Source organism: Bacillus cereus group sp. BfR-BA-01349, from assembly GCF_022663795.1.
Classification (GTDB): domain Bacteria; phylum Bacillota; class Bacilli; order Bacillales; family Bacillaceae_G; genus Bacillus_A; species Bacillus_A cereus.
Map to the genome: position 1 here is coordinate 67,917 of NZ_JAKUGE010000023.1, position 22,215 is coordinate 90,131.

The following is a 22,215-nucleotide window of genomic DNA, read 5'->3' on the forward strand; positions in this document are numbered from 1 at the left end:
CGCCGATATATTTTGAAAATCGCCGATATAATTCTATTTGCGCTGATATATTTGAAAAATCGCTGATATAAATTTCACGTACTGTATTCCTGTTACAAAGCAGTACCTTTTACCCGTTCTTCCTTAAACTGAAGCTCAAAAGTATCCGCCGTAATTTCATCTGCTTTCGGCAAAGCCCGTAATTTCGGATGAAGCAGCCATACGAGAGAAATGAATAAAATTCCAATGCTAGCGAGCGCGAAAATAAGTTGGCTACTATATACATTAGCAGTGTATCCGCCAATTAAAGAACCGAACGGCATAGCAATTGTGCCCATACTTCGTGTAACTGAATTGATGCGCCCAAGATACTGGTTTGGAATTACAATTTGACCAATTGTCGCAAATAATATGTTGGTCGCCCCAATTGGTATCCAAGCTAAGCCAAATAAGAGAATAGATAACCATTGAAACGGTACAATCGTAGAGAGAAACCAAAAGAAAGCGCTAGTCCCAAAGCTAATAATGGAGACACGGCCAACACTATGTTTACCAACCCATGAACTGAATAGTGCTCCAATTAAACTACCGGCGGATATAGCGGCTAAAAAGAAACCGTATAATTTCACCCCGCCTAAGGAATCAGTGAAAGAAGGGAGTATTGCCATCATCATACCGATTGAAAAATTAGCGACAACGGAACCGATTAAGAAGACGCCCATTAATGAACGAAATACGATTGAAAAACCTTCTTTTAAATCAGAGAAATATTGTTTAGTTGAAAGTGTTGTGTCTGATTCCGTTTGCTGTGGCATTTTCAATGAAACGAACAAAAGGGCAGTAATCGCGAATGTAAAAGAGTCGATTACATATAAAGTGATTGCGCCAAGTAGTGCTACTAATATTCCAGAAAGCGTCGTACAAATTAAATCAATGCCTTGATATGCAAATGAAAAGAGTGAATTTCCTTTTAATAATTGTGTTTTATGCAGTAGAAGTGGTAAAGCTTTCGATTGTGCGGGATAGGCGAATTGTTCGATAAAGGCTACGATTGGCATGATGATGAGTAGTAGTTGGACTGTTAATAGGTCGAAGTAGTGTGTAATAGGAATGATTAAAATAAGAATGCATTGCAAAACTTGTGTGATGACGAGGGTGTTTTTAATTGACCATCTATCAACGAATGGACCAGTAAGAAATTGAAGTGCAGAAGGTAATAACGTAAGGAAACCAGCTAATCCAGAATAAAAGGGATTGTCACTTAGCTTATATACGAGCCACATCGCTGCTACATAATACAAGCTATCTCCTATGTTTGTAAAAATTCTCCCTAAAAATAATAAGACGAAATTTCGGTTTTTTAATATGTCCACTTTATCTACTCCTTTATAATAATTTTATTCGGTAAAATAAAATTGACCGTCTTGGTAAAAAAAATCGTATTACGATTTTTCTTCTTCTTTAACAAATTGCTGCATTGTTCTCTCAGCGATTTGAAGTGCAGTAGTAGAAATATAATAAGGTTTACTATTCGGATCTTTATCTGCACCTTTTGTAATTTCGTTTAATTCAGCCATCAATTCATGAAACTTTTTCACCCAAACTTGAAATTGCTCTGGCGTAGCATCAAACTCCCAGCAGGATGAAACGTAATTCCACTCAGCTGGATCTTCACTTGCATTTCGTAATGTAAAAGCTTCTTCTGGCGCAGCGAAGATTTGGTTTTTTGTTCTTTCTATCATTTTTAAAAAGATTTGGCGACCTGATTTGCTTAATATTTCTAAATGAGGTAATAGGTCTGCGGCAGGGGTAAAGCCTCTAGCGACAGATTGATAAAACTTTTGAATGATTCCATTCTTTTCTTCTGTATAAACAATTTCTATAAGACTATTCTTTTCTAATTCTTTTAAATGATAATGAATTTTCGCCCTTGAAATGCCGAATTTCTCAGATAGTAATTGTCCTGTATAAGGACGTTCGCATAGACGCATCATCATTTCGGCACGTAGTGGATCGCTTAATGCTTTTAGTTGACTATAAGTAGTTAGTGTTAATACGGGCTTCAACATGATCAACTCCTTGAATTAAATTACTCGGTCAATATTATTTGGCTGAATTGTATCAAGGATTTTAATTTTTTTCAATACTTTCTGAAAATTAAATCTTACTCTCTGTAATCTTCTGTTCATATTCCGTTTATATTTCTTTTTTATGATTAGTGCATAGAAAGAAAGAGGAAGGAGCGAGCGAAATGTTTTTAGCTCTGCGTGAATTGAAACAATCAAAATTAAGATACGGATTAATCGGACTGATTATGGTGTTATTATCATTTTTAGTTCTTGTTATTTCAGGATTAGCAAATGGACTATCATATGATAATGCTTCATCGATTCAAAATATGGAGGCGAATAAGTTCGTTTTAGCAGATGATGCGGAAAATAAATTACTTCGTTCACAAATTAAGAAAGACGATGTAGATAACGTAGTAAATCAAGTAGGCGAGAAAGAAGCCGTTCCGTTTCGTGTGAAAGTTTCAACATATGAAAAGAAAGATAGTTCGAAAAAAGTGGATGTCGCTATTTTCTCAAGTGAACGTGATTCATTTTTAGAACCCAAAATTGTAAAAGGTGAGAAATTAGGTACAGCAAATAACGAAATGGTTGCTGACGAATCAATTAAAGAAAAAGGAATTGATATTGGAGATACAATTATTGATCCTGTTTCAAAGAAAGAATTTACAATCGTTGGATTTACGAAAGATCAAATGTTTAGCCATACACCAGTTGTGTATGTAAATGAAGACGTATGGGGATCTATTTCACAACCAAATCAAAAAGATTATAGTGCAATTGCGCTGAATACAGATAAAGAAATCAAAAATGCACATGTTATCGACAAAAAAGAAGTACTGCAAAGTATTCCAGGATTTAAAGAAGAGCAAGGAACATTGACGATGATCATTGCATTCTTACTTGTTATCGCTGCGTTATTAATCGGTGTATTCTTCTACGTTATTACACTGCAAAAAACACAGCAATTAGGCGTATTAAAAGCAATTGGTACGAAGAACTCTTATTTAGCAAATAGCTTAGTCGTACAGGCGTTATTCTTATCAGTCGTTGCGATGGTAATAAGTATTGTTCTTGTACAAGGGTTAGAACAAATTTTACCAGCTGGTATGCCATTCTTATTAACAACACCGATGATTGCACAATATGCGGCAATCTTTATCGTTATTAGTATTTTAGGAACACTTATTTCGTTATATCAAGTATTAAAAGTTGATGCATTAGAAGCAATTGGAGGCGGGATGTAATGACTTCATTATTAAAATTAGACAAAGTAAGTAAAGTGTACGGAGAAGGAAATACGGAAGTAACAGCCCTTCATCCGATGTCGCTTGATGTGAAAGCTGGAGAGTTTATCGGAATCGTTGGTCCTTCTGGATCAGGGAAAAGTACGTTATTATCAATCGCTGGTGCTTTATTATCACCGTCAAAAGGGGATATTTACATTCGCGAGCAAAATATTACGAAGCTATCAGAAAAGGAAATGACAGACATTCGTTTGAAAAAAATCGGCTTCATTTTCCAGTTTGCAAACCTTGTTCCATATTTAAATGTGAAAGAACAGTTACTTTACATTGCAAAGCTAAAAAAAGAAAGTAAACAAGAATCCGGAAAGCGTGCAGATCATTTATTAGCGGCATTTGGATTAGGAGAAAGAAAGAATCATTATCCAAATCAACTATCTGGCGGGGAAAAACAAAGGGTAGCAATCGCTCGTGCGTTCATGAACAACCCAGATTTAATATTAGCGGATGAGCCAACGGCAAGCTTAGACTCAAAACGCGCACGTGAAGTTGTTGAAATGATGAAACGCGAAGTGAAAGAGAGCCAAAAAGCAGCAATTATGATTACACATGATGAAAGAATGCTTGATGTATGTGATCGTATATTGACGCTTCGAGATGGACAGTTAATATAAAAAAAGGAAAACCGTACATGTATGTGCGGTTTTCCTTTTTTTATGGACTTATTTAGAGAATAACGTTTTAATTTTATTACGAGTAAGTAATAAAACACCGCCTAATACAGATAGCATTCCTAGAGCCATATTGTTTGATTGCTCGCTACCAGCGTTAGGAAGTTCTTTAGCGTTATGGTTTTTAGTACCATTATCTGCTTGCGTTTGTTTAGACTGTGATACTTCATTAATCTTGTTATCAACATTTTGCTTCGTTGTATGTAACTCAGCTAATTTGTCGTCAATTTTTTTCTCAGTATGCTTAAAGTCGTTGATTTTAATATCTAAGTCTTGTTTTTTCTTTGATAAATCATCTGAAACAGTTTGTTTCGATTGTTTAATTTCGTTAATTTTATTAATTAAATCTTGTCTAGCTTCTTGTAAAACAGCTAGTTTGTTTTTTACATCTTGTTTAGCTAATTCTAAGTTAGCGGAAAGACTGTCTAAATTGCCTTTAATTTTCTTAAGTTCCTCTAACGTGTTACCGGTATTCGGCTTGTTTTCTTTTAGTTCAGCGAGTTTGTCCTCAGCAGTTTGTTTCGCTTTTTTTAACTCAGCTAATTTTTCATCTACTTGTTTTTTAACTTCCTTAAGTTCATTAACCTTTTGATCAATGTTCTCTTTATGTTGCTTCATTTCATTCACTTTTTCATCGACAGTTTGTTTATGTTCTTTAATCTCATTCACTTTGTTATCGATATTTTGCTTATGTTCTTTTACTTCAGCAACTTTATCTTCTACTTGTTTTTTATGCTCTTTAATTTCAGCGATTTTATCTTCTGCGATTTGTTTGTCTTGCTGCAGTTTTGCATCTAACTCTTGTTTATGTTGTTTAATCTCGTTAATTTTTTCATCAGCAACTTGTTTACGTTCATGTAGTTCATTTACCTTCGTATCAACATTTTCCTTAACCTTGTTAAGTTCATTTAATGTTTGATCCACGTTTTCTTTGTGTTGCTGTAATTTCGCATCTAACTCTTGTTTATGTTGCTTAATTTCAGCTAATCGATCTCCCGTACTTTGCTGAGGAGTAGCATCATTTACTTCAGCATGAGCAGGGTTCGCGCCAGCAATCATTGCTAAAGCTAGTGTAGACGCAGCAATTGTTTGTTTTGTTTTCATATTTTTGTACCTCTTTTCTTTCATATGCATGAACTGTTTTGTGTAAAAATGAGCATATAGAAGTAGATTCTTCCATCATTATATACCATCTGCGCCGTCTAGAGGAAGTATTTGCATAATAATCTATGATTATGTAATTTTTATAATCTCTTATTTTGGAGTAGGGGATAAATCTTTAGCTAGATGAACAATTTCTTCAATAGTAAAGCTTATATCTTTATTATTGCGAATAACAAACAAATAATCAGCCTCATTTTCTATAGGATCTACCACATCATCGTGAAGTGATTCAGTTTATTGTCGATCGAATACTTCTTTGAAACTAGAATATCCACCTCTAAAAATATTGGTACTTCGCGTGCTTCGAGCCACTCTTTCGTAAAGTACATCATCTGGAATGTCAAAATGAACGAGTATGCGTACATATTCATTCTGTGGAAATAATTCGTTTAGTAAATATAACCTTCCATTTTTACTGCGATTGGAGTTACTAATAATAAGGTGTAAATTTGAATGTTCTTTCGCATAATCAACAATGAATTTTGAAAGACCGTGCTTAAATGTATTAGGGCCTTTAGCCGGCTGTAATTTTTCGTAATGCGTGTTAATAAATTCAGCTTGATTATCTTGATCCATAACGAAAAAGTGGGGTAACTCTTTTTCTAATGCTCTTGCAAATGTAGTTTTTCCACTGTGTGTTTTTCCAACTGTAATGATGACTAATCTTTTCATGACGCCCTCCATTTGTATTGTTATGAACTGGAATGTTCGGTGTAGATCGAAATCTTCCTGCTAGAGATTACACAAATTATTGGAGCGTTAGTAGGCTGAAAACTTGACAAAAAAACTTATTTATGCTATAATTTACCAATATAAAAATAAGGTGTATAATAGGGTTCTCCTGGCCAGGGGAACCCTATTTTTGTTGTGAAAATGAAGGAGAGTGTATGTGCGTGAAACAAGGTGAAGCAAGTGTAACGTCGTTAGTATCAGCATTCGGAAGGGCGTATCATAGTGAATTTGATAGTCCTAAAATCTTTAATGATTATGTAGCTAAAGATTTCATTTCACAAAAAGAACGTAACAATATTGAAACGAACATGGTTCAAGGGATTCACTTTTTCAATACAGACATTGCAGAGCAGTTTCAAGACAATCCAAAAGAAATATTAAAATGGATTACACAAGTTCAGTTATCACCAACACCTTTAGCACGTGCCGCATATTGTGAAAGAGTATTACTACATGAAATTACATTAGGAGCGAAACAATACGTCATACTCGGTGCAGGCTTAGATACGTTCAGTTTTAGAAACCGAGAGTTAGAGAATAAAATAGAAATATTTGAAGTGGATCATCCTTCTACGCAGGCGTTTAAGAAGGAAAGAATAAAAGAAGTAGAACTTGAAGTTCCAAATAACCTTCATTTTGTTTCGATGGATTTCACGAAAGGATTTTTCTATGAGCAGTTACGGAATGAAGGATTTGAAAATAAAAAGACGTTCTTTAGTCTATTAGGTGTAACGTACTATTTAACGAAAGAGGAACTTTCTAGTTTAATAGAATGTTTATTTGAGGTGGTTCCGGCAGGAAGTTCTATCGTTTTCGATTATCCCGATGAAAACTTGTTTACGGAAAAGGGACTGTCCAATCGAGTTGAAAATATGGTAAAAATGGCTGCGGTAGGCGGAGAACCGATGAAATCATGTTTTTCTTATGCCGAAATGGAAGCACTGTTAGAGAAGGCGGGCTTACTCATTTATGAACATTTATCGCCAGAAGACATAAATAAATTATATTTTGAAGGACGAAACGATTATTTGAAAGCTTTTGAGACAGTGCATTATGTGCATGCGGTGAAAAGGTAGGAAATTAGTAGACATGGGGAGGAATCTCTGTGTCTTTTTTTATAAAAAAGGAAATGAGCTGTAGTGGTGGAAAATATAATTATAAATATGTATAAATTAATGTTTTGTAGAAACTAAAGGGAAGGGGAAATAGAAGATGTTGAAATTACGAGGAAAATACAATGAAGCAAAAGTATATACTACGAATGTAGAAGAAACGGCAGCAGGTCAAATTATTGATCTTTGTAACCAAGAATTCGTAAAGGATAGCAAGATTCGTATTATGCCAGATACACATGCGGGTGCAGGTTGCACGATTGGGACAACAATGACAATTCAAGATAAGATTGTTCCTAATTTAGTCGGGGTTAACTAATCGGCTCAGACTTTAAACTACTCACTCAATTGACTGGGAACCCTAACGATAAAAGGCGAGGGCAATCAGCAGCCAGTGGTTATGGTGACATAATCGAATGGTTCAGAGACTTGTACCGTGTTAGCAGACTAAGGTACAGAATTATTCTTCATCCATTTTGAGTTGAAGAGGAATAATTAATACGGTGAGCCTACAGTAGAGACTGCATATCTCGATGACTGTAGAGAAGGTATAGTCCACACTTTCAGGAAACTGGGAGGTAAGTACGATATTGGTTGTGGCATGGAGGTTGTTATAATTAATAAGAAAAAAGAGGAAATCAACTTCGATTACTTAGACGAAACGATACGTAAATTTGTCCCAAGTGGTTTTCGTATTCGAGATAAGGAACATAGATTTTCAAAAATGATTGATTTTGATAGTGTAAGAGCCCCGTTTACATTGCAACGTGCTCAAAAAAGTATTGGTACACTTGGCGGGGGCAATCATTTTATCGAACTGAATGAGGATGATGAAGGAAGTGTATACATTGTTATTCATAGTGGTTCGCGTAATTTAGGGAAACAAGTAGCAGAGTACTATCAAAACTTTGCTTACGAGCAACTTATAAACGTTAAATCTATTAAAGAAGAAATGATTGAGCGTTTAACGAAAGAAGGCAGACAACAAGAAATACATGAAGCTTTACGTGAAATTAAGAAACCGGTGATTCGTAAAGAATTAGCTTATTTAGAAGGACAAGGATTTAAAGATTACATGAATGATATGAAAATTGCACAAAAATATGCGGAGTTAAATCGTAAAGCAATGATTGATGAAATCGTCACTAAAATGGATTGGAAAGTAACAGATCAATTCACTACAATCCATAACTACATCGATATGGACAATATGATTCTAAGAAAAGGTGCTATTTCAGCTCAGAAAGATGAACGAGTAATCATTCCAATCAATATGAGAGATGGTTCAATCATTGCATTTGGTAAAGGAAATCCAGATTGGAACTTTTCTGGCCCTCATGGAGCAGGGCGTATTATGAGTCGCAAGAAGGCGAAAGAAGTACTTAACTTAGAGGATTTTCAAAATACAATGACAGAGGTTTGGACTACATCTGTTGCAGAAAGTACTTTAGATGAAGCACCAATGGTATATAAGCCAATGGATGAAATTATTGAGAATACAAAAGAAACAATTGATATTAAACATATTATTAAGCCACTTTACAATTTTAAGGCTAATTAAAAGAGGAGTAACGTTTATTAAAGAAAGAGAACTTGAAAAGATAGCATATTTTGTGGCGGTTATATAACAGAGATTAAAAAGACAACATATTAAACTAAGAGATTCATCATATTCATTTACATTTATGTAATGTAAAAGACTAGAAAGCTATATTGGCGCGAATTGCTAATTGTGGAGTGTGAAAAAAGACAAAATCTCTTAAAAAACACTTAATTTTTTATTCCATTAATCTTTACAATCTCCCCCTATAATGTGAATTGGACAAGCACCTAAGAGAACGCAGAATATGTCAGTTTGTACATTCTATTATTAGGGGGAGAATTTGTATGAAAAAGACAGTTGCTTCGTTAGCAGTTATGGCGGCATTATTACCGACATTTTCAGCACATGCGGAAGGGAAAGAGCAAGTTCGAAAATCAGCTACAACTTTTAATGTTATTAGTGACATTCAAGGTGATTTAGGAGATTTTGATCACGTATTAAAAGATATGAATAAAGTAACGCCACTTTCTAGAGCGCTTATTATGAATGGGGATATAACGCCGACTGGACAACAGTCACAATATGATGATGTAAAGCGTGTGTTAAATAAAAATAAGCATCCGGAAAATGTATGGTCTACTGTGGGGAATCATGAGTTTTATGCTGGTAAATGGACAGCGGCTGGGAAACTCTCTCAAAGTACATGGCCAAATGGTGTAACGGAAGAAACACTATTTGGTCGCTACTTACAATTTAGTGGACAAGAAAAGGTATATCATAAAAAAGAATTAGATGGCTATCCACTTTTATTTTTAGGAACTGAAAAATATATGAAATACTACGATTCAAAAATGTGGGACGAAGTATATATGAGTGATGAGCAATTAGGTTGGTTAAAACAAAATTTAGAAGAGTATAGTCAAAAAGATAAAAATAAACCAATCTTTATTTTCTCTCATCACGTTTTACCTGATACAGTATCTGGATCAAGACAATCACCATATTTACAAGATTATTTAAACGTGGATAAATTGTACGATATATTAAAAGACTATCCGCAAGTTGTTTTCTTCACGAGTCATACGCATTGGGATTTAAACTTACCTGACTGGGCTGGTAAAAAGAAAATTAAAGGTGGAGATGAAAAAGGTTTCACTGTTGTAAATACGGGCGGGATTGAAACAGGCTGGATGTCAGCAGGACCAAATGGAGGAGAGAAAACTGCTCCAGATGGCTATTCATTTAAACAAGGGTTACAAGTGAAAGCATATGGTAACGATGTAATTGTGACAGCTTACGATTACAAACGTGATAAGGATATAAAGAAGTTATTAATTAGTGATTCAAAAATTGCGCAGATGGCACCAAATGTAACGGCAGATGATAGTGAAAATATAATTGTCGGTGCAACTGAATATATGGAGTATTCTATAGAAGGAACGAATGAGTGGCATACGTATAGTAAAGCAAATCCTCCGAAATTTAATGGAGATAAAGTCGTATACGTACGCCATAAAGGTGAAATGAATTTAGAGCCGGGATTAACACAGTTACTTCGTTTTTCGGTAAATAAGTGATTGGAGGGAGTCTGCATTTGAATGTGTGGGCGCTTTTTATTTTGTCACTTTTTGTCGGTAAGTCGATATATTTGAGAAATCGCCGATATAAATTGAGAATCGCTGATATATTTGAAAAACCGCCGATATAAATTTCATGTACCGAATTTTAATACATTTTTAACCGAGAAAGGTAACTTCACCATTTTTACGTGTAATAATAGTAACGTTACATATATTGTGAAAGAAGTACAAAAGGAGCGTTACAATGAATTTAGCTAAATTCCCGAGAAAAAAATATACAGAATCATATACACCAATTGAAAAGTTAAACAACTTTTCTGAAGCACTTGGTGGCCCGACTATTTATTTTAAACGAGATGATTTACTTGGTTTAACAGCTGGTGGCAATAAGACGAGAAAATTAGAATTTTTAGTTGCAGATGCACAGGAAAATGGTGCAGATACGTTAATTACAGCTGGTGGTATTCAGTCAAATCATTGCCGCCTGACACTGGCAGCTGCGGTAAAAGAAAAAATGAAATGTATCCTTGTATTAGAGGAAGGGCTTGAGCCAGAAGAGAAGAGAGACTTTAACGGAAACTATTTCTTATATCACTTATTAGGTGCTGAAAATGTAATTGTTGTACCGAACGGAGCAGACCTGATGGAAGAAATGCATAAAGTAGCAAAAGAAGTAAGTGAAAAAGGGAATACACCATATGTAATTCCAGTTGGTGGATCAAACCCTACGGGCGCTATGGGATACGTTGCTTGTGCGCAAGAAATTATGGCGCAATCATTTGAGCAAGGAATTGATTTCAGTTCAGTTGTTTGTGTAAGTGGTAGCGGCGGTATGCATGCTGGGTTAATTACTGGTTTTTCTGGAACACAAAGCCATATTCTTGTAATCGGGATTAACGTAAGTAGAGGAAAAGCTGAGCAAGAAGAGAAAGTAGCAAAACTTGTAGATGAAACTTCAGCACACGTTGGTATTCCAAACTTTATCCCGCGCGACGCTGTTACGTGCTTTGATGAATATGTAGGGCCAGGCTATGCGTTACCAACGCCGGAAATGGTAGAGGCAGTTCAGTTACTTGCGAAAACAGAAGGTATTTTACTTGATCCAGTGTATACAGGTAAGGCGGTAGCGGGATTAATCGACTTAATTAGAAAAGGTAAATTTAATAAGGAAGACAATATTTTATTCGTACATTCAGGTGGTTCACCAGCTTTATATGCGAATACTTCTTTATTTGCGTAAGTGTAAAAAGCATTGGGTATCCAATGCTTTTTTGTTATATACTGGAATTATCTAGAGGTGGGAGGATTATATGAACTCAAATTTAAAATGGATCATATATATGGTACTCGGCATTTCTATTCTATTAATCTTATTTGTGGCTTATGGGGTGTATTCTTATTTTACATTTTAAAACGTAATGGAAGTGAACCATAATGTAATGTATGTTATAGTTTGATATGTTAATTACTTACAATAATTTCAACAAGGAGAATACATAATGAGAGCAAAGAAACTAGTAACGTTAGCAGTTCCATTTATGCTGTTAGTCGGATGCGAGGTAGGAGATAAAGATTCTACTCATAAGACTGAGCAAACTAGTAAAGCAATAACGAAAACAGTAATTTCTGAACAACAGTATCCGTACTACATATGTGAGCAAGTGGTAGAGTTCCAATTTAAGAAGGATGAACTATTACTAAACTTAGGAGAATCCTTAAAGGACAAAGAAAAAGCAAAAGCTGTTTTAAAAACATCAAACGAGATAGATAAAATTTTAGACAATATGGAACACATAAAAGTACCTGATACATACAAAGACATTCACAAATCCATACAAGAAGGGGTAACAGAGGCAAGAAAAGCAACGAAGTTAATTAAGGATGCTGGTAAAGAAGATAAACAGAAGATTCAAGAAGCTACAATGAAAGGTACTGAATTTTTATCAGGTGTAGACGGAGAGCATTGGAAAAAAGCAATTTATGAGTTATCACAGGAAAACAAAGATGCTTATAGTAAGGCACTTGATAAGAAAGTAAAGGAGCACTCAAAGTAAAACGGTAACTTGTAACAATACATATCTACCTAAAATTTCCGCGAATGCTATGCTAGGAAGTTAGGCGGGAGATTACTGTCCTTAAATGTGGTTGATTAAAGCTACAGCCACATTCTCCTGTTCTAATTAACTAAAAGAAGAACTTCCCCATCCCGATTAGACTACTGATCATTCCTATTCCACTCATGGTGCCTTTTCCTGCTGTAAGTAAGTTTCCAAGCATTCCTAGCTGACCGTTACCTCCGTTATTTCCCCATCCCATTGGGGCCCACGGACCACCCCATCCTGAAGGGTTTCCAAAAACACCCGAGTTATTGGTATTGAAATGAAAAGGCTTGGCTGGCGGCGATAGTAAAGCTGCAAGATGACCTTGTGCGAACATCCCTGTATGATTGAATGGTTGTGCCCAGGGGAAGGGAGGTTTTTGAAAATTAAAACCTGCATGACTTGGTAATGGAGTCCAATTAGCAGGATGACCTTGGGGCATTATCCCTGCATAATTAATTGGCTGCCCCCAAGAGAAGAGAGGAGGGTGGGGATTGAACCCCGTATAATTGGCTGATGAATCCCAACTAACTGGATAGACTCGGTAACTCCAATTCTCAGGAATCTTCAAATCATTCATTACCTCAGATGTAGTTATTTCGGACTGTGAATATAATGAAATTTGGTTATTATATTGTTGCCCATTTCCCTGTGAATTCAAATACCAATATTGGTCCATACGCTTATTCTCCTCACTTTAAAAATGTAATGTTAGACTTAGCCTATGTAATATTCCTTTTTATGGATGGTTACATAACTAGATCTACAAGCCTGTATTTAAAGGAATGGGTGCGTGGTCTTTTTGGTTTTTCTCGCTGCCTGTAAAATTCCCATTGATTTAAAGCTTCACTTTATTTTAGAAGGGGATTTTCAGTTGCTTATTTTGTGTATTTCAGCCTAATTTAAATTCCGTTAACAAACATTTTTATAAAGGTTTAATCAACAAAAAGATTTTAAAATGGTATGTTGAGCAAGTGGAATTGCTAAAAAGAGAATATCCATTCGAAGAGTTTGGCAAAATACTGCAAGGGTAATATTTTCTTGTGCAAATATGTAAACGATTTAAACGAATCAATGAAATTTATAATGAAGGGGCAATTAAATATATGAGTGAAACATTACATAAAAGAAAACCACCATATGTAATGCTTGTAATCCTTTTTATTGGGGCATTTGTTTCATTTCTAAATAACTCCCTTTTAAATGTAGCCTTGCCATCAATAATGAAAGATTTAAACATTCAAGATTATTCAACGATCCAGTGGCTTTCTACAGGGTATATGCTTGTAAGTGGTATATTAATTCCGGCCTCAGCATTTTTAATAACGCGTTTCTCGAATAGGAGCCTATTTATTACATCTATGGTGATTTTTATTCTTGGTACTGCCTTAGCGGCTGTAGCACCTAACTTTGGTTTATTACTTACTGGTCGGATGGTTCAAGCGGCAGGCTCTTCAGTTATGGGACCTTTGTTAATGAATATTATGCTAGTAAGCTTTCCAAGAGAAAAAAGGGGAACAGCAATGGGGATTTTTGGACTAGTTATGATTACAGCTCCAGCAATTGGGCCGACACTATCAGGTTATATTGTAGAGTATTATGACTGGCGTTTGCTTTTTGAAATGATTTTACCGTTAGCAATCATTAGCTTACTGTTAGGGATTTGGAAATCTGAGAATGTCATGAAACAAAACAAAAATGCAAAACTTGATTATCTCTCATTACTATTATCTTCTGTCGGTTTTGGCGGTTTGTTATATGGATTCAGTTCTGCAAGCTCCGATGGCTGGACGAATAAAATTGTCTTAACAACCTTAATCATAGGCGCTATTGCCCTAATTGCTTTCATTATTCGTCAATTAAAAATGGATGAGCCGTTATTGGATTTACGTGTTTACAAGTACCCAATGTTTGCACTTGCGTCTGTAATTGCAATTGTCAACGCGGTGGCCATGTTTTCGGGTATGATTTTAACACCAGCTTATGTACAAAACGTCCGTGGTATTTCGCCGCTGAGCTCTGGGCTGATGATGCTTCCAGGTGCGGTAATAATGGGGATTATGTCACCAATTACAGGTAAACTATTTGATAAATATGGTCCTCGGATTCTTGGCATAGTGGGGCTTTCCATTACAGCTGTTTCAACGTATATGTTGGCAAGTCTGCAAATTGACTCTAGTCACACACATATTATTCTTATCTACACACTGCGGATGTTTGGGATGGCGATGGTTATGATGCCACTTATGACAAATGGTCTTAATCAATTGCCAACTCGCTTAAATCCGCACGGTACAGCTGTTAATAATACAGCTCAACAAGTGTCCGGTTCGATTGGTACTGCTATTCTTGTTACGATTATGAATTCTGTAACAAAAACGAAAGCTGAAAGTTTAATGTCTCATATAGATCCAACAACCTTCACAGAAACTACGAAGGCAATAGTACCTCAGAAAGCTTTATTATCTGGAATTCAATATTCATTTTATGTAGCGCTTGGCATGAATGTTGTTGCACTACTACTAGTTTTTTTCGTTAAACGTGTAGATACAAGTGCGGAAGCTGTCGAGAAGTTAAATCGGTAGAGAAGAATAAAACCTTAGATAATGATTCCTACAAGTTTTTTACTGCTAAGGCGCCAGTATTTAAAATGGGAAAAGAACTGAAAGAAGCAGTGACATAATTATGTAGTGAAAGAGGACCTGATGTTCATATCAGGTCCTCTTTCACTAGTAACACGGTATATTTGCTTATCGTATTGCTTTAACTAAACTACTGATTTTTCGAATACTACAATCTTAAGAGCGTCAACTTCTTTGTTTTGGGGTGTTTTAGAAGAAAATGAATCAAAATAATCGTTTTTATAAACAAATACAAGAGATGAGATCCATTTGCAATTTCTCATAAACATTACAAGTTTAGATTATCTTTTAACCTCAACATTAAAAGGCTCCAACTATATTTATTCGCTTCATTTTAATTTAGTATTTTTCTACAAGTTATAAATCTAATTGCCAAGCTTATACGTAATATCATAATCATGAATAGTTAGGGAAAAGATAAAATAAGGTAATCAATTACATATCTTTATCCCAGGCGATTAGTTGCTATTTCCTCTTTATTAAATGGGATATGTTATTTCATGCTTTTTTGAAAGGGTGTTTTAAATGGAAAAAAAGTATCTGCCATTCCTCAGCCGAAAACATATGGACCGCTGGGTAATCTCCCATTAATCGATAAAGATAAACCGACTCTATCGTTTATTAAGCTGGCGGAAGAGTATGGTCCCATTTTTCGAATTCAAACTTTAAGTGATGCCATAATTGTCGTTTCCGGACATGAACTGGTAGCAGAAGTCTGTGACGAAACACGGTTCGATAAAAGTATAGATGGTGCTTTAGCAAAAGTTCGTGCCTTTGCTGGAGACGGATTATTTACAAGCGAGACTCACGAGCCTAACTGGAAAAAAGCTCATAATATTTTGATGCCTACATTTAGCCAACGGGCAATGAAAGATTACCATGCCATGATGGTCGATATTGCTGTACAACTCGTTCAAAAATGGGCAAGACTGAATCCGAATGAAAACGTAGATGTTCCAGAGGATATGACTCGCCTTACGTTAGATACAATTGGTCTATGTGGTTTTAATTACCGATTTAATAGCTTTTATCGTGAGACACCTCATCCTTTTATTACTAGCATGACCCGTGCTCTAGATGAGGCGATGCACCAATTGCAGCGGCTGGATATAGAAGACAAACTTATGTGGAGAACGAAACGTCAATTTCAGCATGATATCCAATCTATGTTTTCTTTAGTAGATAATATTATTGCTGAACGTAAAAGTAGTGGAAATCAGGAAGAAAATGATTTACTTTCCCGTATGTTAAATGTGCCAGATCCGGAAACTGGTGAAAAATTAGATGATGAAAACATTCGTTTCCAAATTATCACTTTTTTAATAGCTGGGCATGAGACAACAAGTGGATTGTTATCTTTTGCAATTTACTTTTTATTAAAGAATCCGGATAAATTGAAAAAAGCCTATGAAGAAGTAGACCGTGTTTTGACAGATGCTACTCCAACATACCAACAAGTTATGAAACTGAAGTATATACGGATGATTTTAAATGAATCACTGCGTCTATGGCCTACCGCTCCAGCATTCAGTCTCTATGCAAAAGAAGATACAGTGATTGGCGGGAAATACCCAATTAAGAAAGGAGAAGATCGTATTTCTGTTCTTATTCCACAGCTACATAGGGATAAAGATGCATGGGGAGACAATGTGGAAGAATTCCAACCTGAACGATTTGAAGAGCTGGATAAGGTTCCTAATCATGCTTATAAGCCATTTGGAAATGGCCAGAGAGCATGTATCGGTATGCAATTTGCACTTCATGAAGCCACTCTTGTAATGGGAATGCTTCTTCAACATTTTGAATTAATCGATTATCAAAACTATCAGCTGGAAGTAAAACAAACATTAACGCTAAAGCCCGGCGATTTTAAGATTAGGATTCTACCCCGAAAACAAACTATTAGCCATCCTACTGTTCTTGCACCTACAGAGGACAAGCTGAAAAACGATGAAATTAAGCAGCACGTTCAGAAGACACCTTCTATTATTGGGGCCGATAATCTTTCACTTCTTGTTCTGTACGGCTCGGATACAGGTGTAGCAGAAGGTATTGCAAGAGAATTAGCGGATACAGCTAGTTTAGAAGGAGTTCAAACGGAAGTGGTAGCTCTTAACGATCGAATTGGAAGTTTGCCAAAAGAAGGAGCGGTACTTATTGTGACTTCTTCTTATAATGGAAAACCGCCAAGTAATGCAGGGCAGTTTGTGCAATGGTTGGAGGAACTAAAACCGGATGAGCTAAAAGGGGTTCAATACGCAGTTTTTGGTTGTGGAGATCATAATTGGGCTAGTACCTATCAACGGATTCCAAGATACATTGATGAGCAGATGGCTCAAAAAGGAGCAACAAGATTTTCTAAACGCGGAGAAGCAGATGCAAGTGGTGATTTCGAGGAACAGCTCGAGCAATGGAAACAAAGTATGTGGTCTGATGCAATGAAGGCATTTGGATTGGAGCTCAACAAAAATATGGAAAAAGAGCGCAGTACTTTGAGTTTGCAATTTGTCAGTCGTCTTGGAGGATCTCCTCTTGCACGAACATATGAAGCAGTTTATGCATCTATACTAGAAAATCGTGAACTCCAATCATCCAGTAGTGATAGAAGTACACGACATATCGAGGTATCCTTGCCAGAAGGCGCTACATATAAAGAAGGAGACCACCTTGGAGTGCTGCCAGTTAATAGCGAGAAAAATATCAACCGAATTTTAAAACGTTTTGGATTAAATGGGAAGGATCAAGTTATACTGAGTGCAAGTGGACGAAGTATAAATCACATACCTTTAGACAGTCCTGTTAGTTTATTGGACCTTCTTAGTTATAGTGTCGAAGTTCAAGAAGCAGCCACTCGTGCACAAATACGAGAAATGGTAACATTCACAGCATGTCCTCCTCATAAAAAAGAATTGGAAGCATTATTAGAAGAAGGAGTTTACCATGAACAAATATTAAAGAAACGGATTTCAATGTTGGACCTTCTTGAAAAGTATGAGGCTTGTGAAATCCGATTTGAACGCTTTTTAGAACTTCTTCCTGCGCTCAAACCGCGTTACTATTCTATTTCAAGCTCTCCACTCGTTGCACAGAATCGTCTGAGCATTACGGTCGGTGTTGTTAATGCGCCTGCATGGAGTGGGGAAGGGACATATGAAGGAGTCGCTTCTAATTACTTAGCTCAGCGTCATAATAAAGATGAGATTATCTGTTTCATTCGAACGCCACAATCAAACTTTGAATTACCTAAAGATCCAGAAACACCAATTATTATGGTTGGTCCAGGTACTGGAATTGCACCATTCCGTGGATTCTTGCAAGCGCGTCGTGTTCAAAAGCAAAAAGGTATTAACTTAGGACAAGCACATCTATATTTTGGTTGTCGTCATCCTGAAAAAGATTATCTTTATCGTACAGAACTAGAAAATGATGAAAGAGATGGATTAATCTCTTTACACACAGCTTTTTCTCGTCTAGAGGGACATCCAAAAACATATGTACAGCATTTAATAAAACAAGATAGAATCAATTTAATTTCGTTATTAGATAATGGAGCTCATCTTTATATATGTGGTGATGGAAGTAAAATGGCTCCGGATGTAGAAGATACCCTTTGTCAAGCATATCAAGAAATTCATGAAGTCAGTGAACAAGAAGCAAGAAATTGGTTGGATCGTGTGCAAGATGAAGGGCGATATGGAAAAGATGTTTGGGCTGGTATATGACTGTTTCTTAATTAGATACATATTAACTAATGAACTTCTTTCGAATAAATTTCACTTTATTAGTATAGTGTATTTAGATGAATAGTGATTAACTGGACTATTTAGTATCTACTAAATAAAAAACAGGACCTGATATGCATCTATCGGGTCCTGTTTCACATAGACATTATACATCGATATTTTCCACGCATTATTAATGTTTGTAATGTAGTTAGCCTTTTGAGTCAGCTATAAAATCAGATATTATTTTTTCAATATCGAAAGGAGTAATCCCTTTATCCAAAGAAAAAATGCTTTCTGCTTCTTCGATGTCTTGAACGAGTTCACCTCTAGCTTCAATATGTAATCGGAACAAGTCATATAAATTCGGTTTAACTAAATTAGTTAAAGCCTTTCCAACTAGTATCATACCTTTTTGATTAGCCTCGATGGTATTATCATAAGTTAGATCTCTTGTAAGAGACAAATCTGTCCAAATCAATTTTCGTTCCTTTAAGTCTAAAATAACTGGAATAGAGATTTGGGTGTCGGCAGTAATATCCACTTTATCTTGAACAGTAGAAGGTTCAAATATTTCACCTGAACCAGGATATTGACGAACCATCCAACCAGTAAAGCATTCTGGTAAATCTTTATACGGTTGGTCTGTGTAAGAAAGCAAAGTCATGACTACATAGCGTGCACCATATTTCAGCACAGACGGAATATCGAAATCAATGAATTCAGATGCCCCCTTTGGTGCAGAAGTAATATCTCCGCTATGGTAGGCTTTGAAATTTTTTGAACGTAAGTTCGTGAAGGATACATGTTCTTTGTATTGCCAATCTTCGTCGTACATTGCAGCAGATAAATCAATGTCAACACGTCCTGTATGTTGTCCATTCACATAGCCTTCTTTCCACCATAGGAAAAAACGAATCGTATCTCCTTCTGGCAAATCTACTTTACTTCCTCGAGATAATGTGCGAAGCGATTTGCTGGCTGAACGTTGAGAGAAGGGAACTAAGTGATTTTTTAACTGTTCATCCAAAAATACTTTTCCGAGACTTGGAAGTTCTGCGAAGCGATTTTTTAAAGTATCTTCACACATTTTTACAATCATTAAACAAATATCCTCTGAGATAAATGGAAGTGTATTTTCAATACCTATAGCTTTTGCTACATTTCCCTTTGGAAAAAAGGTGCGAAATTCATTTTTATCATTTCGATGCTTAAAATGAGCTGTGAGTTGAAGTAATACAGGAGTAGAAACGTTTCCTATTATACTTAGAAAATCTTCGAGAATATTGAAAACATCTGTTGACTTATCACTACATAAACGGATTAAATGATCCAAGCGTCTGGCAAATTCCCCCGGGCGAGTTTTTAAAAGATTTTTTGCTGTCATGATATCACGATTCAACAAAGCTGCTTCTATTTTTCCATTAAATGTTTCAACTTTAATGTTGTTGCGAAGAATCTCAAATGCTCGGTGAGTTTTTGGGAAACGAGTATGATATTCTGCTGGATGAAGAATTTCACCTAAACGAATCCAACGTTTTTTGTATCGAAGCATATCTTCGGTAATGTTTCCGCATTGCTCTAACAATCCTAAAAGGAAGCGTCTTTCTGCTCGGTTAAACTTCTTGAATCGGACGGAGGATGCTAAACTCACATCCCCTTCAGATAAAGCAACTGCAAGGCGAAGAACATCAGTTGCTGTTTTAAAATACTTTGCAGCAGCATCGGCTGATATTTTTCTGTTTATTAATAAAACCCCAATTATAAAAGACATATTTTCCTTATGAGGAATTACATTAGGTAGAAAACAGGAAACATCTTCAGTGTGTGTAATAGCCCATTCTACATCCGTCTTATCAGTTGAGGAAATAGAGCTGTTTGCACTAATCAATTGAGAAATCATTTGATTGAAATCTTCTTCACTTCCTAAGTCAATAACTTTCAAATCAACTCTATCTAAAAGAGGGAGTCGTTCTTCTACTTTTGATACAGGTAGGCGCAACGTCACATAATGAATAATGGCATTAATGTATAAATCAGCGTCACTTAAATCCATCATTTGTTGCGGAAAGTTTGGATACATAGGAGTAAACTGAATATGTGCTCCAACCATTTCTTTTAAATGTTTTACCAACTCTTTGTAAAACGATGTGAATGCATCAACCGAAAGTGTTTGCAACTCTTCTATTAAAGGCTCGGAAAAAGTAAATCCTAAATTTTCCAAGTTTTTTAAAACAGTGGCTAAATAAATGTTCGGTAGTTTATTTTCTTCTCTTTTTATAATTACTTTCAAACTTCTTCTTATGTAAATAGAATTTTTCATGAGAACGCCAGCTATTCACGCCTTATAAAAGAGGGGAATAGTCTGACTGTCCTCCTTTCAGTGGTAGATTTTTATTTTTATATGTATAAACACACTAATTGTAGAAAATGTACAGAGGGTACATAGCTATTTTTTAGTGGAAAATTAGGGATATAACATTTAGTTGTTAAGTGGTAATTTGTTAATTAAGAAAAGAAAACCTCTACATCAATGGTTGATAAACTAAAGTTTATGCAATCCCAAAGAAGAAAGAGGTTTTATAGTCTAATTATTTTTCATAGGGAATTGACAACTCTAAAACAATTTGAAATTTCTACAAAGAAGGAAGAATTGTCATAGCCTATGTGTTTAGCAGGAAAGTAACATCCCTATTTGGCCAAAGAAGTTAGAAGGAAGGAACGTCATAGCCTGCTTTATTAGTATATTCTCTTGCGAAGAGCAATTCAAGTATACTGTCTGATTTTTTATTTTTTTCTTAAAGGGGAATTTTCATGATTATCCCGCATTAACGGGCAGCCAGATTGGTGAGGGCTGATTAAAGTTTCACTTTATAAATAGGGAGACCATCACATGCTCTTTTTATAATACTATTACGGGAGGATTTTTATTTTTGATATATTATACCATTTATTTAATGGTATAATATGGTATGTGTTCTGTGGAATGGAGTTGAATGAGTATTATAAATACAAAAGGTGAAATAAAAAAAACAAAAAGAAAAGTATTACTAACTATACTTACTATGTTAGTAATTATAATTGGATTTGGATATTGGAAACTTTTTAGTTTGCAAGGTGTTCCAAAAGGGGAATTCATTCGAACAGTGAAATCTCCAGATGGAAAATATCTCATCAAGACTTATTTTCATAATGCAGGATCATTAAGTGCGGATGCTGTTAGGGGTGAATTAGTTAACCTTGATACAGATTCAGAGAAAAATATATATTGGAACTATCCAGATACAGATCCATATATTGAATGGGTAAATAAGAATATTGTTAGAATTGGAGATCAAACTTTAGATGTTTCACAGAAAGAAACCTATGATTGGCGTGATGACGATAAGCACGTTAAAGAAATGCCTAAACAGTTTATTAGATAAAATAAGAAAAATTAAATTTATTTAATCTTATTCGTTTAACTATAGATAGGATTATATGAGTGAAAAAGTCCATTTAGATTTTCTGAAGTGCACCCCAATTGTTAGACACATAACTAACAATTGGAGGTGCATTTTTTATGGCTAAATTTTCTTCAAAAGATAAAATAAAAGCA

16 protein-coding genes and 1 pseudogene are annotated in these 22,215 nt (G+C 35.5%); 11 read left to right on the forward strand and 6 right to left on the reverse strand.

The features are described from left to right. Positions 1 to 92 precede the first annotated feature (92 nt). Complete coding sequence (locus MR169_RS14600; protein ID WP_242319591.1) at positions 93 to 1,352, reverse strand: MFS transporter; 1,260 nt, start codon at positions 1,350 to 1,352, stop codon at positions 93 to 95. A 69-nt stretch (positions 1,353 to 1,421) separates the two neighbouring features. Further along, complete coding sequence (locus MR169_RS14605; RefSeq protein WP_033683910.1) at positions 1,422 to 2,045, reverse strand: ArsR/SmtB family transcription factor; 624 nt, start codon at positions 2,043 to 2,045, stop codon at positions 1,422 to 1,424. Between the two features lie 185 nt (positions 2,046 to 2,230). Here MR169_RS14605 and MR169_RS14610 point away from each other — a divergent pair, with 185 nt between their 5' ends. Then, a complete protein-coding gene (locus MR169_RS14610) occupies positions 2,231 to 3,295 on the forward strand; it encodes an ABC transporter permease (protein WP_000477762.1) in 1,065 nt (354 codons plus the stop codon). Next, positions 3,295 to 3,966 (forward strand): ABC transporter ATP-binding protein, encoded by a 672-nt coding sequence (locus tag MR169_RS14615; protein WP_000202607.1) that lies wholly within the window; start codon positions 3,295 to 3,297, stop codon positions 3,964 to 3,966. The genes MR169_RS14610 and MR169_RS14615 overlap by 1 nt, the downstream gene beginning before the upstream one ends. 48 nt (positions 3,967 to 4,014) lie before the next feature. Here the strand turns inward: MR169_RS14615 and MR169_RS14620 are convergent, their stop codons facing one another. Both MR169_RS14620 and MR169_RS14625 read right to left on the reverse strand, forming a co-directional pair. Then, positions 4,015 to 5,127, reverse strand: a complete 1,113-nt coding sequence (locus MR169_RS14620; protein ID WP_242319592.1) for an LPXTG cell wall anchor domain-containing protein — start codon at positions 5,125 to 5,127, stop codon at positions 4,015 to 4,017. A 150-nt stretch (positions 5,128 to 5,277) separates the two neighbouring features. Beyond that, positions 5,278 to 5,859, reverse strand: a pseudogene (locus MR169_RS14625) (ATP-binding protein). Positions 5,860 to 6,074: 215 nt separating this feature from the next. Between MR169_RS14625 and MR169_RS14630 the strand changes: the two are divergent. The 6 genes from MR169_RS14630 to MR169_RS14655 all read left to right on the forward strand — a co-directional run bounded on the left by MR169_RS14630 (position 6,075) and on the right by MR169_RS14655 (position 12,208). Further along, the gene (locus MR169_RS14630; protein ID WP_002164096.1) at positions 6,075 to 6,995 is read left to right on the forward strand and encodes a class I SAM-dependent methyltransferase; all 921 of its coding nucleotides are present in this window, start codon (positions 6,075 to 6,077) and stop codon (positions 6,993 to 6,995) included. Between the two features lie 136 nt (positions 6,996 to 7,131). Beyond that, positions 7,132 to 7,350: an RtcB family protein gene (locus MR169_RS14635; RefSeq protein ID WP_000916247.1), complete on the forward strand. Its 219-nt coding sequence runs from the start codon at positions 7,132 to 7,134 to the stop codon at positions 7,348 to 7,350. A 282-nt stretch (positions 7,351 to 7,632) separates the two neighbouring features. Next, the gene (locus MR169_RS14640) at positions 7,633 to 8,592 is read left to right on the forward strand and encodes an RtcB family protein (RefSeq protein ID WP_242319593.1); all 960 of its coding nucleotides are present in this window, start codon (positions 7,633 to 7,635) and stop codon (positions 8,590 to 8,592) included. Between the two features lie 326 nt (positions 8,593 to 8,918). Then, positions 8,919 to 10,151 (forward strand): DUF4073 domain-containing protein, encoded by a 1,233-nt coding sequence (locus MR169_RS14645; protein ID WP_242319594.1) that lies wholly within the window; start codon positions 8,919 to 8,921, stop codon positions 10,149 to 10,151. Between the two features lie 247 nt (positions 10,152 to 10,398). Further along, complete coding sequence (gene cuyA, locus MR169_RS14650) at positions 10,399 to 11,394, forward strand: D-cysteate sulfo-lyase (protein ID WP_242319595.1); 996 nt, start codon at positions 10,399 to 10,401, stop codon at positions 11,392 to 11,394. Positions 11,395 to 11,653: 259 nt separating this feature from the next. Further along, the gene (locus tag MR169_RS14655; RefSeq protein WP_001201801.1) at positions 11,654 to 12,208 is read left to right on the forward strand and encodes a hypothetical protein; all 555 of its coding nucleotides are present in this window, start codon (positions 11,654 to 11,656) and stop codon (positions 12,206 to 12,208) included. A 130-nt stretch (positions 12,209 to 12,338) separates the two neighbouring features. Here MR169_RS14655 and MR169_RS14660 read toward each other — a convergent pair whose 3' ends face one another. Next, complete coding sequence (locus MR169_RS14660; RefSeq protein ID WP_000373144.1) at positions 12,339 to 12,932, reverse strand: hypothetical protein; 594 nt, start codon at positions 12,930 to 12,932, stop codon at positions 12,339 to 12,341. A gap of 427 nt (positions 12,933 to 13,359) precedes the next feature. Here MR169_RS14660 and MR169_RS14665 point away from each other — a divergent pair, with 427 nt between their 5' ends. After that, positions 13,360 to 14,838 (forward strand): DHA2 family efflux MFS transporter permease subunit, encoded by a 1,479-nt coding sequence (locus MR169_RS14665; RefSeq protein WP_242319596.1) that lies wholly within the window; start codon positions 13,360 to 13,362, stop codon positions 14,836 to 14,838. 602 nt (positions 14,839 to 15,440) lie between these two features. Beyond that, a complete protein-coding gene (gene cypD, locus MR169_RS14670) occupies positions 15,441 to 18,617 on the forward strand; it encodes a bifunctional P-450/NADPH--P450 reductase (protein WP_242319599.1) in 3,177 nt (1,058 codons plus the stop codon). A 211-nt stretch (positions 18,618 to 18,828) separates the two neighbouring features. Here cypD and MR169_RS14675 read toward each other — a convergent pair whose 3' ends face one another. Further along, on the reverse strand, positions 18,829 to 20,940 hold the full coding sequence (locus MR169_RS14675) for a TerD family protein (protein WP_144574939.1): 2,112 nt from the start codon (positions 20,938 to 20,940) through the stop codon (positions 18,829 to 18,831). 673 nt (positions 20,941 to 21,613) lie between these two features. Between MR169_RS14675 and MR169_RS14680 the strand changes: the two genes are divergently transcribed. Further along, entirely contained in the window at positions 21,614 to 22,042 is a 429-nt protein-coding gene (locus MR169_RS14680) for a DUF5412 domain-containing protein (RefSeq protein WP_000022538.1), read from the forward strand. The last annotated feature ends 173 nt before the right edge of the window (positions 22,043 to 22,215 follow it).